The 14,496-nt window shown below is 69.7% G+C and carries 9 protein-coding genes and 1 pseudogene; 6 read left to right on the top strand and 4 right to left on the bottom strand.

Annotation, left to right across the window (positions count from 1 at the left end):
• Positions 1–10 precede the first annotated feature (10 nt).
• The 6 genes from ACFYW5_RS34585 to ACFYW5_RS34560 all read left to right on the top strand — a co-directional run bounded on the left by ACFYW5_RS34585 (position 11) and on the right by ACFYW5_RS34560 (position 7,243).
• Positions 11–787, top strand: coding sequence for an SDR family oxidoreductase (locus ACFYW5_RS34585; protein WP_389421106.1), 777 nt, complete (start codon positions 11–13; stop codon positions 785–787).
• Positions 788–812: 25 nt separating this feature from the next.
• A complete protein-coding gene (locus ACFYW5_RS34580) occupies positions 813–1,661 on the top strand; it encodes a tryptophan 2,3-dioxygenase (protein ID WP_389421105.1) in 849 nt (282 codons plus the stop codon).
• Positions 1,651–2,499 carry an alpha/beta hydrolase family protein gene (locus ACFYW5_RS34575; RefSeq protein WP_389421104.1) on the top strand — a complete coding sequence of 283 codons (849 nt, stop codon included), beginning with the start codon at positions 1,651–1,653 and terminating at the stop codon, positions 2,497–2,499. The genes ACFYW5_RS34580 and ACFYW5_RS34575 overlap by 11 nt, the downstream gene beginning before the upstream one ends.
• The gene (locus ACFYW5_RS34570; RefSeq protein WP_389421103.1) at positions 2,496–3,755 is read left to right on the top strand and encodes a kynureninase; all 1,260 of its coding nucleotides are present in this window, start codon (positions 2,496–2,498) and stop codon (positions 3,753–3,755) included. The genes ACFYW5_RS34575 and ACFYW5_RS34570 overlap by 4 nt, the downstream gene beginning before the upstream one ends.
• A 433-nt stretch (positions 3,756–4,188) precedes the next feature.
• The gene (locus tag ACFYW5_RS34565; RefSeq protein WP_389421102.1) at positions 4,189–4,344 is read left to right on the top strand and encodes a hypothetical protein; all 156 of its coding nucleotides are present in this window, start codon (positions 4,189–4,191) and stop codon (positions 4,342–4,344) included.
• 811 nt (positions 4,345–5,155) lie between these two features.
• Complete coding sequence (locus ACFYW5_RS34560) at positions 5,156–7,243, top strand: NACHT domain-containing protein (protein WP_389421101.1); 2,088 nt, start codon at positions 5,156–5,158, stop codon at positions 7,241–7,243.
• 481 nt (positions 7,244–7,724) lie between these two features.
• Here the strand turns inward: ACFYW5_RS34560 and ACFYW5_RS34555 are convergent.
• The 4 genes and pseudogenes from ACFYW5_RS34555 to ACFYW5_RS34540 all read right to left on the bottom strand — a co-directional run.
• Positions 7,725–7,847, bottom strand: a pseudogene (locus ACFYW5_RS34555) (IS3 family transposase); the annotation flags it as partial.
• A 382-nt stretch (positions 7,848–8,229) separates the two neighbouring features.
• Entirely contained in the window at positions 8,230–8,727 is a 498-nt protein-coding gene (locus tag ACFYW5_RS34550; RefSeq protein ID WP_389421100.1) for a hemerythrin domain-containing protein, read from the bottom strand.
• 691 nt (positions 8,728–9,418) lie between these two features.
• On the bottom strand, positions 9,419–11,323 hold the full coding sequence (locus tag ACFYW5_RS34545; protein ID WP_389421099.1) for a SpoIIE family protein phosphatase: 1,905 nt from the start codon (positions 11,321–11,323) through the stop codon (positions 9,419–9,421).
• 867 nt (positions 11,324–12,190) lie between these two features.
• Positions 12,191–13,963: a S8 family serine peptidase gene (locus tag ACFYW5_RS34540; protein WP_389421098.1), complete on the bottom strand. Its 1,773-nt coding sequence runs from the start codon at positions 13,961–13,963 to the stop codon at positions 12,191–12,193.
• Between the last annotated feature and the right edge of the window lie 533 nt (positions 13,964–14,496).

The following is a 14,496-nucleotide window of genomic DNA, read 5'->3' as shown; positions in this document are numbered from 1 at the left end:
GAGACCCACGATGACCGCCACCGCCCGCCACGAGGGAAAGACCGCCCTGGTCACCGGAGGCAGCCGGGGCATCGGCAGAGCCATCAGCCGCCGCCTCGCCCGCGAGGGCGCCCTGGTGGCCGTCCACTACGGCCACGACCGGACGGCCGCCGAGCGGACCGTCAAGGAGATCGACGCCGACGGCGGACGCGCCTTCCCCGTGCACGCCGAACTCGGCGTCCCCGGCGACGCCGACACCCTCTGGGCCGCCTTCGACGCGGCCCTGGCGGAGCGGGACGCCCCGGCGGGCCTGGACATCCTCGTCAACAACGCGGGCATCACCGTCCCCCGCCCCCTCGCCCAGGTGACCGAGGCCGACTACGACCGCGTCTTCGCGATCAACACCAAGGCGCCGTTCTTCATCATCCAGCGCGGCCTGGACCGCCTGCGCGACGGCGGCCGAATCGTCAACATCTCCTCCGTCGCCACCCGCGTCGCCTTCCCGGCGATCGTCTCCTACACCATGACCAAGGCCGCCCTCGACTACCTCACCCTCTCCCTGGCCCAGGAACTGGGACCCCGGGGCATCACCGTCAACGCCGTCGCACCCGGCTACACCGAGACGGAGATCAACCCCACCCTCGCCGTCCCGGAGATCCGCCGCCGCTACTCCGAGGCCTCCACGTTCGGCCGGCTCGGCGACCCGGTGGACATCGCCGACGTCGTCTCCTTCGTCGCGAGCGACGACGCCCGCTGGGTGACCGGCCAGTGGATCGACGCCTCCGGCGGCGCCCACCTCGGTGTGTGACCCGGCCGCATTCCTAGGAGATGCGATGAACGACCGCACGTCCGCCCTCGACGAGCCGGTGACGGACGACGCCCTGACCCGGCCCTTCGCGGGCGCCAGCCCCTACGACACGTACGTCCACGCGTCCGTGCTCAACTCCCTCCAGCACCCCCTCACCGAGGCCCCGGACGAGATGGGCTTCCTCGTCACCACCCAGGTGATGGAACTGTGGTTCACCCTGATCGTGCACGAGTGGCGCACGGCACGGGTGGCCTTCGCCAAGGACGACCTGCACGCGGCCATGGACGCCCTGACGCGCAGCCGCCGCGCGCTGACCGCTCTGCTCGGCGCCTGGGCGCCCATCGCCGCCCTGACGCCCGCCCAGTTCAACGGTTTCCGAGCCGCCTTCGGCCGGGCGTCGGGGTTCCAGTCGGCGATGTACCGGCACGTGGAGTTCCTCCTCGGCGACAAGTCCGCCGGGCTGCTGCGCGCCCACCGCGGCGACCCGGCCGTCCACGACGCCCTCGCCGAGACCTACCGCGAACCGTCCCTGTACGACGAGGTACTGGCCTACCTCCACCGGCAGGGCCTGCCCGTCCCGCGCCACGTCCGCGAACGCGACATGACCAGCCCGTACACCAGTGACCCCGGAGTGACCGAGGCGTGGCGGCGGATCTACGCCGGGCCACAGCACCACCCCCACCTCGCGCTGGGCGAACTGCTCACCGACATCGCCGAACTCGTCACCCGCTGGCGCCACGACCACGTCCTGGTGGTGCGCCGCGCCATGGGCGCCAAACCCGGCAGCGCGGGCTCCGCCGGGCTCGCCTGGCTGGAGCAGCGGGCCACCCGCCCGGTCTTCCCCGAACTGTGGGAGGTGCGTGGTGACATCTAGGGCCGTCTCCGCCTTCGCCGCCGAGGAGGAGCAGCGGGTCCTGAGCCTGAAGCCGGTCCTGGCACCGGCGCACGGCCGCTACGGCGACCACCCCCACCAGTCCTACGACGCCTGGCCGTCCGACGACCCCGACGCCCCACTGGTGATCCTGCTGCACGGCGGCTACTGGCGCTACGACCGCATGCACCTGACCCCGTTCGCGGCCTGGCTGTCCCGGCAGGGCTTCGAGGTGCTGCTCCCCGGCTTCCGCCGCTCCGGCGGCGCGGGCGGCTACCCCGAGACCTTCGACGACGTGGCCCGCATCGTGGACACCCTGCCCCAGGGGCGCCCCTACGTCCTGGCGGGCCACTGCTCCGGCGGCCACCTGGCACTGTGGTGCGCCGCCCGGGGACTGCTGCCACCCGATTCCCGCTGGCACACCCGCACCCTGCCCACGAGCGTCCTCGCCCTCGCGCCGATCACCGACCTCACCGCCACCCGCCGCGACCGCCTCAGCAACGACGCCGCCCTCCAACTCCTCGGCGGCGATGAGCACTTCGCGCAGCGGCTTCCCGAGGTCGACCCCCTCACCCTGCTGCGCGACACCGGCACCACCGGCGTCCCCACCGTGCTGCTGCACGGCGCCGCCGACGAGGAGGTCCCACTCACCCAGTTCGGCGACTACGCGGCCGTGCACCAGGACCTCAGGACGGTCGTCCTGCCCGGCACCGGCCACTACACCCTCATCGAACCGGAAGCGCCCGGCGCCCGCGCGGTCGCCGACACCCTCCGCGACATGGCCGCCGCCTTCCCCCCGAAGGGCTCCGGTCGCGCGGCCGAGGAGGCCGCACACCGATGACCGCCGCACTGTCCGCCCCCGCCGACCTGCGCGGGCGAGCCGCACGGCTCGACACCGACGATCCCCTGGCCCCCCTCCGCGCCCGCTTCCTCCTCCCGCCGGACGTCGTCTACCTCGACGGCAACTCCCTCGGCCCGCTGCCCGCCGCCGTCCCCGCGGCCCTGGACGACGTGGTGCGGCACCAGTGGGCCACCGGCCTCATCGGTTCCTGGAACGCGAACGGCTGGTGGGAAGCTCCCCTGCGGGTCGGGGACACCATCGGCGCGCTCATCGGGGCCGCGCCCGGCCAGACGGTCGCGGGCGACTCCACCAGCGTGCAGCTGTTCACCGCGCTCGACGCCGCCGCCGCGCTCCGCCCGGACCGCCCGCTGCTGGTCACCGACCCTGGGCACTTCCCCACCGACCGCTACCTCGCCGACGCGGTCGCCCGCCGCCGGGACCTGAAGGTACGGCGGGTGGAGCCCGCGGACCTCCCGCGCTTCCTCGATGCCGAGGGCCACCGGGTCGCCGTCGTCAGCTACTCGCCCGTCGACTTCCGCACCGGGGAGCTGTACGACATGCGGGCACTGACCGGCGCCGCCCACGACTCCGGCGCCCTCACGCTGTGGGACCTGTGCCACGCGGCCGGCGCCCTGCCCCTCGACGTCGACGCGGTCGGCGTGGACCTGGCCGTCGGCTGCGGCTACAAGTTCCTCTCCGGCGGCCCCGGCGCCCCCGCCTTCCTGTACGTGGCGCGCCGCCACCACGCAGTCCTGGAGACGCCGCTGCCCGGCTGGACCGGCCACGCCGACCCGTTCGCCCTGGCGCAGGAGTACACGCCCGCCCCCGGCATCGCCCGTGCCCGCATCGGCACTCCGCCGGTGCTGTCGCTGCTCGCCCTCGAAGCGGCTCTCACCGCCTTCGACGGCGTCGACCTGGCCGATGTCCGCGCCAAGAGCCTGTCGCTGACGGGGTTCCTCCTCGACTGCGCGGACACCCTCCTCACCCCCCTCGGCTTCACCTCCGTCACCCCGGCCGACCCCGCCCGCCGCGGCAGCCAGGTCACCCTGCGCCACCCGCACGCCCGCGGACTGGCCGTCGCCCTCGCCGAGCGGGGCGTGATCGCCGACATGCGCGCACCCGACCTGCTGCGCTTCGGCGTCAGCGCCCTCTTCACCTCCCACCGGGACCTCCTCACGGCCGCGCTGCGCCTGCGCGACATCACCCGGGACGCCGCCTACGACCCCGCGCCGCCGACCACGGGACCGGTGACCTGAGGGGACCGGGCGGCGGCCAGGCGCACCGGGGCCGCCACCAGGAGACAGCGAAGGGGTCGAGCGCAGGCCGTGTATCGAAAGTGGGCTGTAGCCGACTGCCGAACCCGGATTCAACCTGGTCAGGACGGTATTTCAGTGTCCCCCCGTTACAGGGGCGTCTGCCCGTAGGCGCCGCTGCCCGGTGTCTCCGTCACCAACGTCCGAACCGTCCGGGGTGGCAGGACCTTCCGGAGCAGAGGACGGTCGAGGAGATGGCGTTCTGAACGAAGTTCCGAAGGAGGGCGTGAACACCGTGTCGCCGGGCACAAGGGCTATCGCACCAAGGTCCTGGCATTCGGAGCTGGTCGGGATCTACCCACCAAGGGACGAACTCAGGCCCTTGTGAAGCTCATACGCACACGCGCCTGAGCCGGAATTGACGATGGGGTACAAAATGATCATTCTTGGACTTATTCTGCTGATCATCGGCCTGCTTGTAGGCATGGGTCTGCTGACGACGATCGGTGGCATCCTCATTCTGGTGGGCGTCATCCTGTGGCTCCTGGGTGCGACCGGTCGCGCGGTCGGTGGACGCAAGCACTTCTTCTAAAATCAGGGCGCCTCACCAACTCTCTGCGACGAGCGATGTGTCCATGACTCCCTGCGCGTCGGAAAGTCCACACCGTGAGGAGCTTCTGGACCACTCGAGGCCGGGACGAGGTGAGAGCCCGGCCAGAGAGACAGTTGGGAATCCCGTGGGCGGGGCCATGCGCCGACCCCGCCCTGTCTCGTTGGCGATGAGTTGCCTGGCTGCGGGGTGAGGCGGATGCTGCCGCTTTGGTACAGAAGCGACGGGCGTGCTGCATCGGTGCCCAGAGTGCCAGCCCGATCAAGCTGAACCCCGTGCAGGAGCGCCTGGGGCGCAGCAGGGTGGACGGGCTCCGGACCACGGTGCGCTCGGGCCCGTCCATGAAGAGCGCGTCGTGCACGACGCCGATGCCGCTCTGCACGTCGTCGCGGGGTGTGCCCCGGGAAAGCATCCCAGGAGGCGGTTGCGGTGAGACAGCCGACGCCGGTCCAGGCGTTCGACGCAATGGTGCCGTAGCGGACTTCGGAGACAGCTTCGCCAGCGCGGGGCTGCGCACGGCCATCGTGCTCGGAGGCGCGATGAGGTTCACGCCGAGGGTGCCGGCGAACTCCTCGTTCGTGGTGCGGACCGCCTCGGCGAGGAACTGGCGCGGTCACCGGGGACTTTCAGCACGCCGAGGACCGGGGCGAAGTGCTCCGTGGTCAGAGCTGGTCGGGGTTCCGCCGGGGCGAGACGCTGATCGCGGTAGCTGGAAGTCCGCGCGGTCGGTGCGCGGAACGGCGATAGTGAACACATGCGGGTTGGGGGACGCGGTCATCGGCGGGGCTGGCAGGTGGTGTTCGCTGCCAGCGGCGTCGCCGTGGCGGGATGCGGGGTATGGACCCTGCAGGCTCTGGTCGGTGGTGGCTTGGAGCCACAGGACACGGCGAGTGTGGTGGCTCTCGCGGTCGCGGTTGTGGCCCTGATCGTTTCGGTGGTGGGGCTGCGGCGCAGTCCGTGGGAGCCGGTGGACTCGCCGGTGCTGGCCGAGGATCTCGCAGCCTGTGTCGTGGAGTTGGAGACGTTTCAGCGCAGGCAGTTGCTGGGCGCCGACCATGTGGCGATCGATGTGGAGTTCCGGATCCGCGAGCAGGCGCGGTCCGTGGTCGTGCAAGGCCCTTCGGGGCCTGTGTCCGGCGGGCAGCTGGGAGAGGTCGGCTCGTTCTACCGGTTCACCCGCTACGGGCGCGTAGTGATCACGGGACGGGCCGGGGCAGGCAAGACCGTGCTGGCGGTGGAGTTGGTGCTGGCCCTGCTGGAGGACCGCAGGCCCGAAGACCCCGTACCGGTGCGACTCGCCCTGGCCGGCTGGGACACACACCGTGCGTTCGAGGACTGGTTGGTCGAGCAGCTGGTGGAGGAGTACGACCGGCACCCGGCCGTCGCTCGGCATCTGGTGCGGCAGGGGCGCGTGCTGCCCGTCCTCGACGGGCTGGACGAGATGGACCCGTCTGCCGCGTCACTCGCCGCAACACCGCGCGCCCGTAGCGCACTGGAGAAGCTCAACGCCCGATTCCAGGGACGCGCTCCGGCACCCGTGGTCCTCACCTGCCGCACCGACCAGTACGAGGTGCTCAGCGGCGCGGGCAGGGGTCTGCGGGACTCGGCGTGGATCGACTTGGTGCCCGTCATTGCCGAGCAGGCCCGCCACTACCTGGCCGGTCGCGCCATGCACAACGGCTGGCGGCCCGTGCTCGACGAGCTGGAGCAGCATCCTCAAGGTCGCCTGGCCGCGGCGCTGTCGACGCCGTGGCAACTGGCGCTGGCCGCTACTGTGTACGCCGCCGGCAGGGATCCGGCCCATCTGTGCGTGCGGGCCGCCGCCGGAAGCGTACAGACGCATCTGCTGGAGGAGTTCGTGCCAGCCTCGGTGCAGCTGCACCCCAAGAATCCCGGCCGCTATGACGCACAGGCGGTTCAGGAATGGCTGGGGCTGCTGGCACGGCACCTGCGAGCCGTGCCTCCGGTGAGCGGTCTGGCGCTGTGGCGTGGCCGACCGATGGGCGCGGGTCTCGCCGATCCACACCCGCCAGCGGCACCCGAGCTGGACATCGTGCCGCACAGGCTGTGGCTGCTGGCCGGTCCCCGCCGGGTGCGTCTTGCCCACCTGGCGCTGTGCACCGTACTCATCGCTCTGGCCGCGGTCGGGTTCGGTCTGTTGGCCTCGCTGACTCGCCCCGCGCCGCCGCTCCTGTTCGTCGTCGCCGCGGCCGTCGTGGTGTGCCTCTGGGGGCTGCCGCGGTGGAGCCAACCGTGGCCCCGGCCAAGACGGCTCATGCCCTACCGGCGGATGCGTGCTGTGGCGTCGTGTCTGCAGGGTGCTCTGGCGATGCTGGGCACCATGGGCGCGGCCTTAGTGTCGATCATGGTCGACATGCGCCCGAATCGCTTCGCCACAGGCGCACTGGCCGCTCTCGGTATCGGGGCGGGGCTCGTCATGGTGATGAGTACGGCCTTCCTCGGCAGGGCCACCTCCCGCCCCGTGGGAGATGCGGACCGCCCGGTGAGCGATCCGCTGAGGCTGCTGCGCGGCGACCTTGTCTCAGGGCTCCTGGTTGCGGTGGTCTTCGGCTTGGTCGTAGGGACAGGAGCAGGGGTCACCATGGGGACCGCATTCGGTATTTCGCTGGGTGCCGTGTCACTGCTCGCGGTGATCCTTGTGGCAAACGCCTGGACACGCTACGCCGTGCTGCTGCTGCTGTGCGCGCGGCGGGTCCTGCCCTGGAGGCTCGGGACATTCCTCAACTGGGCCTACCAGGGCGGGCTGCTACGCATCTCGGGCAACGCCTATCAGTTCCGCCACCGCGAGCTGCAGGAGTGGCTCGCCGACCAACCTGGAACGATCCCACGCACCTCCGGGCAGGTATCGGCATCCCGCTAGTGCTCTGACCACTGTGCGGGTGCGCAGACTGACCGACCAGGAGGGCCAGAAGCTGCAGCAGATCGTGCGCCGGGGCAGTACCAGCCCGGTGGGCCCTGTGCGCCTGACAACCCGCGCCGGTAGGCGAGGGATACAAGGGGTCAGTGCGGGCATTGAGGCGAAGCTCGCGGCTCGTTTTTGCCGGCGTGCGTGGACAGACGTGCGTCCTTGTTTCACTACCGCGTACTGTGCGGGGCGCGTTCGGAGAACCTGCTGATGTCAATCCCCTCGTGCCGTGGAGATCTTTCGAGCGGCCAACTCCACGGCAGGGTTGGCCTGGTGGGTTCGTTCGTAGTCGATCGGGCTCTGGTACCTGCATACGCCGTGTAGCCGTTGGGTGTTGTAGAAGCCGGTGATCCAGGTCGCGATCCTCAGCCGGGCCTCGGTGCGGGTGGATCACACCCCTGACGTCGCCGCCGCGGGTGGCCGCGGCCATGTTCAGGGAGGCGACGACGAGCTCGGCTTCGTGACAGGCGCCCATCGCGTAGCCGAGCAATCGACGCGAGAGGAGGTCGATGACGGTGGCCAGGTAGAGCTTGCCCTCACCGGTGATGATCTCGGTCATATCACCGCACCACACCTGGTCCGGAGCGTCCGCGGTGAAGTCACGGCGCACGAAGTCCGGGCCGTCGGCCGTTTGCCTGGCCGGGTCAGCCCGTGCCGACGGCGTGTCTTCCGTCCGGCTAGGCCGAGTTCGGCCATGAGGCGGGCCACGGTGTTCACCGAGACGCGCCAGCCCGAGCCCCACCTTCACGGCAGCCCTTACCGCATGTGAACCCGGTTACCCAGGACGCAGGCCCGCCTGCCCGCCGTGTCGGCGAGCCGGTGACCACCCGGGCCAGGTGCAGCGCCCTTGAGACGCACGGCTTCGCACGCACGGAGGTGGCCTGCGCGCTGTCGGCGCCGCTGAGTGGAGGCGCCGACAGGTGACGTTCCGTGCGGCGGGATCACTTGCTGCTGGAAGCGACCAGTTTGCGTACGCTGTCGATGCTGCCGCAGTCGTTTTCCAGGTACTTCGCGCGGGTTTCGCGGAACGCCTCGCCCAGCTGCGAGCGGCGGTCGTCGGCGACGTTCTCCCGCGCGTCGTTGAGCAGGGTCCGCTCCTCCTCGTCGGCATGATGGTTGACCGCGGTGACGAGCTCTTCCAGTTTTTCGTCCCACTCATCGGAGCCGATGTCGTCGACTTCGAGCAGGGCGAGCAGGGCCTCGTTGGCCTCCTGGTGTTCGTGCACGCTGTGATCGACGTCCTCGCCGTCGACGTTCTTGTAGCGCCGCAGAGCCGGGTAGACCTCGTCCTCCTCGGCGGAGGCGTGGGCGATCAGCAGATGCGCGAATTCTTCGAGGGCGGCCGCGCGGTCGGCTTCGGCGTTGCGCATGGTGCGGAAGAGATCTTCCATGCGTCGGTGGTCCTGCAGGATGAGTTCGACGACGTCTGTGGACGGCATGGTGGCCTCCTACGGGTCAGCGGATGGGATTCCGCTCTCGGATACCCCGGTCCTCGCAGGTCAGGCGTACGCCTTTCGCGTGGAAACCTTCGGGGCGATGCTCCTGGCGCGGCAGCCCGATGGTTCACGTGGGAACCAGTTCTTCGGACCTGGCTACCCGCATGAGCTCATGGCGGGCTGAACGTCGTGGGACTGAAGTGACGATGCGGGCTGACAGGGAGCACTTGGTCGAAGAGACGGGCCACGGCGAGCACTTGTGTCTGGCGTTCGCGGACGATGCGGAGAAAATTCCGGGTGGTCACCGCCTACGTGCTGGGAGGTCTGCGGCGTGGGGAAAGGGCGATGCACTTCGCCGCTCAGAGCACTCCCGAACAGGTTCTGGACTAACCCGGGTCCCGCGCTGGCGAGCGGGCAGCTGTTCGTGACCAGGCCACGGGGTCGATCGCATTTCGCTTGATCACCTCGTCACCGTTGGCCCGGATGAGCCAGTCGCTGTTCTTTTGGGCTATGCGGACAAGGGGTGTGGTATGTCCGGGTCAGGGTGGTAGATGAAGGTTGTCTGACAGGGTCAGTAAGAGGAACTGCGCCCGGGCCGGCGGCGCGCACGTGAGCGCTTCAGCTGTGTGAGGCTCGCCCGCACCACATGGGCCTGGTGGCCGGATGTGGCTAGCTGCCGCATACCTGTCTCGCGTCAGGTGATGCGCAGGGCGAGGATGGCGAAGTCGTCCTCTGGCGGTGTCGGGCCATAGCCGAGCACCTGCTGCTCGAGTGCGGCGACGGTGGCCGAGGCGGAAGAATGGCGCGTACGGACGAGAATGTCGCGCACGCCGTCCTCGCTGAGCATGGCGGCGCCCAAGCGGCGCTCGGTGACCCCGTCGGTATACAGCAGGAGCAGGTCCCCGGGATGAAGGTCGTCCTCAGTGGTGTGCAGAGGGGGGTCGTTCACGACACCAAGGAGGGTGCCTGCTCTGCCCAGCCGGGTGACCGTTCCGTCGACCCGGCGCAGCAGGGGGTGCGGGTGCCCGCCAAGGGTCAGGCGCAGGCGAGCCGGTGAGGCGCTCAGGTCCAGGTCGGCGTAGGCGGCGGTGCAGAAGCGGTGAGCAGGCCGGTCCGCGATGATGGCGCTGTTGACCGCCTCCAGCACCGTGCGCGGGTCGGTCCCCAGGCGTCCGGCGGCGCGCGCGGTGTGGCGTACCAGGCCGGTCAGCGCAGCTGCTTCAGGGCCTTTGCCGCATACGTCTCCGATGGCCAGGGCCCAGCTGCGGCGGCCGGTCGGGACGATGTCGTAGAAGTCGCCGCCGACCAGGCTGCCCCGGGCTCCGGGGTGATAGCACGCCGCGAGCTCCACGCCGGGCATGTCCGGCAGGCTGGCCGGCATCAGGCTTTTCTGAAGGGCGCTGGCGACCTGGCTCTGTTCTGTGAAGCGCCGTGCGTTGTCGACTGCCTGTGCGGCGCGTTGCGCGAGCTCTTGGGCGAAGGGGATGTCACGTTCGGTGAACAGGCTCTGCGCAGGGGCGGCCTGGATCAGGACCATGGCGCCGATCACGGCCCCGGTCTGCGTCATGGGAACCGCAAGCCAGGACGCCGCCGGAATCAGACCGCGCAGGGCTGCTTGATGTTCCGGGCTGCGTGCCAGACGGTCCAGCGTGCGGACGACATCGGTGACCAGTTCGTATCGGCCGGTACGGACCACAGCTCCGACTCCGCCTTCGGCGTCCAGCCGCGGAGGGTAGTCGCGCAGCAGCGCGCGCAAGGCTTGCTCTTGCGCGGGGTCGCGGTGGGCCAGGGCGACCAGGGCCGGCTGCCCGGCTTCGTCGATGACATGGATAAGGCATCCGTCGGCAAGTCGCGGCACCACAGTGGCTGCGATGTTGGCGAAGGTCGTCTCCGGGTCCAGGGATGTGGCCAGGACACGGCTGACATCGGACAGAGCCTGGAGCTGGGCCTGCCTGTCAGCGGACTCGCGCAGCAGCCGGGCACGGTCTAGGGCCTGAGCGCACTGCCCTGCCAGAGCGCTCAGGAAGCCACGCTCGGAGTCGGCGAAAACGTGGCGCACGGAGAAATGGAAACTGACCGCGCCGAAGAGACGTTCCTCCACGCGCAAGGGCAGGACTGCCGTCGACTGGAATCGTTCAGTGAAGAAATGAGCGGCTTCGGGGAAGGCCTGCGCCCGCTCGGCCGGGTCGGCGAAGAACAGGGCCTGGCCGGTTCGGGCGGTGTGGGCCATGGGGTAGGGCGCGTGGACGCTGAAGGGAGCGGGAGGCTGGAGCGTCTGATCCGCGTCATGGAGGTGCCGCACCGTGTAGCAGTCACTGCCCGGCTCGCTCAGGACGGCGGCACCGACCACGGCCCCGACGGCCGGCATGATATGCGTGGTGAGAACCGTCATGACCGAGGCGACGGTGTCCGCCGCCGCCAGCGCTGCGGTGACCTCGGCCAGCAGCTCGGCTCTCAGCACACGTTCGCTGTTGTCGCGCAGCACCCACAGCAGATGATCCGCTCCGACCCGCACGGCCTGGAACTCGTAGTCCGCCGCCCGATACGCGCTCACCTGCGTCCAGGTGAATGCTCCCTGCGCAGGCTCACCGGTGTCCAAGACCCTCATGCAAGCGGCGAAGGAGCCATTGTCGACCATCTGCGGCCACAGCTCGCTGCACAACCCCCCGATAGGCGCCGCCTGGCCGGGCTGCCCGGCCCGAGCGGCTGCGTTCATAGATTCCAGCCGCATATCCACCGCACGCCCGTCGGCATCCCGCACGGCAACGGAGACAGTCACAGCGTCCGGCAGACACTCGAACACCTCGGGCAGGAGCCCTGCGGGCAGACCAGTCGGACGATCCCCGTCCGAGGCCTCACCCGCTCCAGCGGCTATCGCGGTCATCGCTGCACATCTCCCACTGTCCCTGCGCCGGCAGGCCAGCGGATGCCATGCTCGTGTGTTCACCACTGAGCAACTCTTGTCTTACGACAAGTGTCGTCGATCCGGCCCGGGTACCGAAAGAGACACGCGCAGTCTTTACCCACTCGTGGTACTCGGCGACGCAGCACCAAGGGGGCGCGGCGTCGGCCCGCACGCTGGTGCTACTGAACTCCCTCGTGCTGAGGCACGCGCGGTACGGGTGCCGCGCCCGGACGGCCGACTTCACTCGGCATGCGCCGCCGCGTTTTCGCAGAGCGTCTCAAGTCAGCGCAGCGGGCGGCGTCGACCGGAGCGTCGCATGTGCAGGCCAAGATAGGCCAGGGCCACGACGAAGACCGCGATGCCGGTGCGACGTGAGGACGTTAAAGATCATGCTCGGTGGCGGGTCGCTTCTCGCGACCCGCCACCGGGCATAGGGGGCTGTCCGGCTCGTCGGGCCGTGGAGTACGCGCCGGGCAGTACCCTGCCGCATTCGATGTCGGCGTGCCTACGGCTTGAGCCCGGCAACGCTTCCAGCAGGGTTTCGTCGGGGGAGGACGACTTTTAGAATGTGACGTTCCAGGAGTCGATCCTGCCCGTGTCGCCGCCGGCGTTGTCGTTGACCCGGAGCTTCCAGGTGCCGTTCGCGACCTCCGAGGAGGCGTTGACGGTGTAGACCTGGCTGATGTTGTCGGTGCTGCCGCCCGAGCGGTTGTGGACCGTGTAGACGGTGCTGTCCGGGGCGATCAGGTCGACCTTCAGGTCCCCGATGTAGGTGTGCACGATGTTCACACCTACCTTGAGGGTCGCCGGGGCGTTTCCGGTTACGCCGCTGACGGTGATCGGGCTCTCCACGGTCGTGTTGTCACCGACGGCGAAGTCGGCTGTGTTCTCAAAGTACTTGCCGGGCGGCGGGGTGCTGCCGACGGCCTTGAGGGCGTCGACCTGTCCCTCGCCGAAGAAGCCGTTCTTGGCCGTGGTGCCCTTGCAGCGGCTGTCCGACGGGCAGGCGACGTCGTTGGCCTGGGTGGCCAGCTTGTCGCGCAGCTGCGCGGGGGTGATGCCGGGGTTGGTGCTGGCCAGTAGCGCCGCCACGCCGGCGACATGCGGCGAGGCCATCGAAGTGCCGCTCTTGGATCCGTACTTGCCGCCCGGCAGGGTGCTGTAGATGCCGGTGGTGTCTCCGCCCGGGGCCGTGATGTCGACGACGTTCAGGCCGTAGTTGGAGTAGGAGGCCTTCGCGGTGGTGCCCATCGCCGAGACGGTGACGACGCCCGGCAGCTCGGTCGGGATGTCCAGGCAGGCATTGGTGATGGTGCGAGTGACCGGCGTCGAGTCGTTCGGGCTCTCGGTGTCGGTCGTCTTGTTGGCCAGGTCGAGGTTGGAGTTGCCGGCCGCCGCGACCTGGAGCGAGCCCTTGGCCTCCGCATACTCCTGGGCGCGCTTGACGCCCTCGATGATCGCGGCCTGGTCGGCGTTGTCCGGGCAGTTGAACTGCCACGGGTCGGTGTAGTAGCTGTTGTTGGTGACCTTGAAGCCGTGGTCGCCAGCCCACATGAAGCCGCAGATGGTGTTCTCGGCGAAGAAGAGCGAGCTGCCGGGCTCGGCGATGCGCACCGAGGAGATCTTCACGCCTGGGGCCACGCCGATGACGCCCTTGCCGTTCTTGGCAGCCGCGACCGTGCCGGCCACGTGTGTGCCGTGGGTGCCGATGTCGCGCCAAGCGCCGGTACGGGTGTCCGGCTTGCCGTACGCGCAGGACGCGGAGTCCGCGGCGTTGAAGTTCGGCGCCAGGTCCTGGTGCTGGTCGTCCACACCGGTGTCCAGGATGCCGACCTTGACGGACGCGGAGCCGGTGGTGACGGCCCATGCCTGGTCGGCCTTGATCTGGGTCATGTCGGCGCGGACCGGCTCGCCCGAAGGGGTCGTGGACTGTGCCGGGTTGGCGGGCAGCGCCGGGTTGTAGGCGTCCGCCGGCACGTCGGAGGTGCGGGTGGCGCCGACCTGCTGAACCCCGCTCACACCGCGCATCGTCGCGGCGAAGGAGGCGGACGCGGAGTGGGCGGTGATGACACCGATCGCGTCGTAGTACTGGAAGACCGTTCCGCCGTTGGCGGTCACCGCGTTGCGGACCGCCGTGGTGTCACCCGGGGCGGTGATCACGAGGTACGCGCGGGTGCCGGCAACCCAGGTCGCACTTGAGGAAGCGGGGGCCGCGGCCCGGGGCGCCGCCGCGGGAGCAGGTGCGTCGGTGCCGGAGGGGGAGACGGGGGCGGTGTCGGCGAGCGCGACGGGGGCCCCGAAGGCAAGCGTCGCGCTGAGCCCGGCGGCCAGCACGAGGGTACGTCGAGGGCGGCTGGATCTGTGGGGTATCAATGCGTCCTCCGATGACCCGGGGGTCAGGCCGGGTCGTACGAAACAGGTGGTGGACGCAAGGTGTCATGCACGCGGCTAATTATGGAAGTGTCTTTTACGGCAGAGGAGTTCGATAATCGGTGGCTGAATTTCGACTATAGGTACAAGCGCGGAGAACCGTGGTCGAGGAAACAGGGAGGAGGTAGACCGGTACGCGGTCCTCCCCTTGAGGGACGCGTGGAGACCGAGCGGCGGTCGCCCCAGAGGGGCTCGACAGCGAAGGACCCGCCGCGGCCGTCGGTGCGAGGCCCTGCTGAGGGGCCGAAGCGAGGGCCTCATACGCCGTGTGCTGATGGACTATTGGGCCGAGGCGTAAGCGGCAACCGCGGCGTGGCCGCGTCGTTCGCCAGCATCGCAGTCGCTCAGCGATTTCATACGAGTCCAGACGCGGGGTCCGGGGGCTTTGTCGGCTGGAGGCAGGCGAAGTCGTCCAAGCGGGCAGTGACTGTGGTGGG

It is taken from the genome of Streptomyces sp. NPDC002779 (assembly GCF_042888685.1).
Taxonomy (GTDB): Bacteria; Actinomycetota; Actinomycetes; order Streptomycetales; family Streptomycetaceae; genus Streptomyces.
Note: the sequence above shows the minus strand (reverse complement) of the source record. Positions and strands in the feature narration are given on the sequence as shown.

Coding starts and splice junctions, on each gene's coding strand:
- ACFYW5_RS34585 (WP_389421106.1), top strand. CDS start 11: ATGACCGCCACCGCCCGCCACGAGGGAAAGACCGCCCTGGTCACCGGA.
- ACFYW5_RS34580 (WP_389421105.1), top strand. CDS start 813: ATGAACGACCGCACGTCCGCCCTCGACGAGCCGGTGACGGACGACGCC.
- ACFYW5_RS34570 (WP_389421103.1), top strand. CDS start 2,496: ATGACCGCCGCACTGTCCGCCCCCGCCGACCTGCGCGGGCGAGCCGCA.
- ACFYW5_RS34565 (WP_389421102.1), top strand. CDS start 4,189: ATGATCATTCTTGGACTTATTCTGCTGATCATCGGCCTGCTTGTAGGC.
- ACFYW5_RS34550 (WP_389421100.1), bottom strand. CDS start 8,727: ATGCCGTCCACAGACGTCGTCGAACTCATCCTGCAGGACCACCGACGC.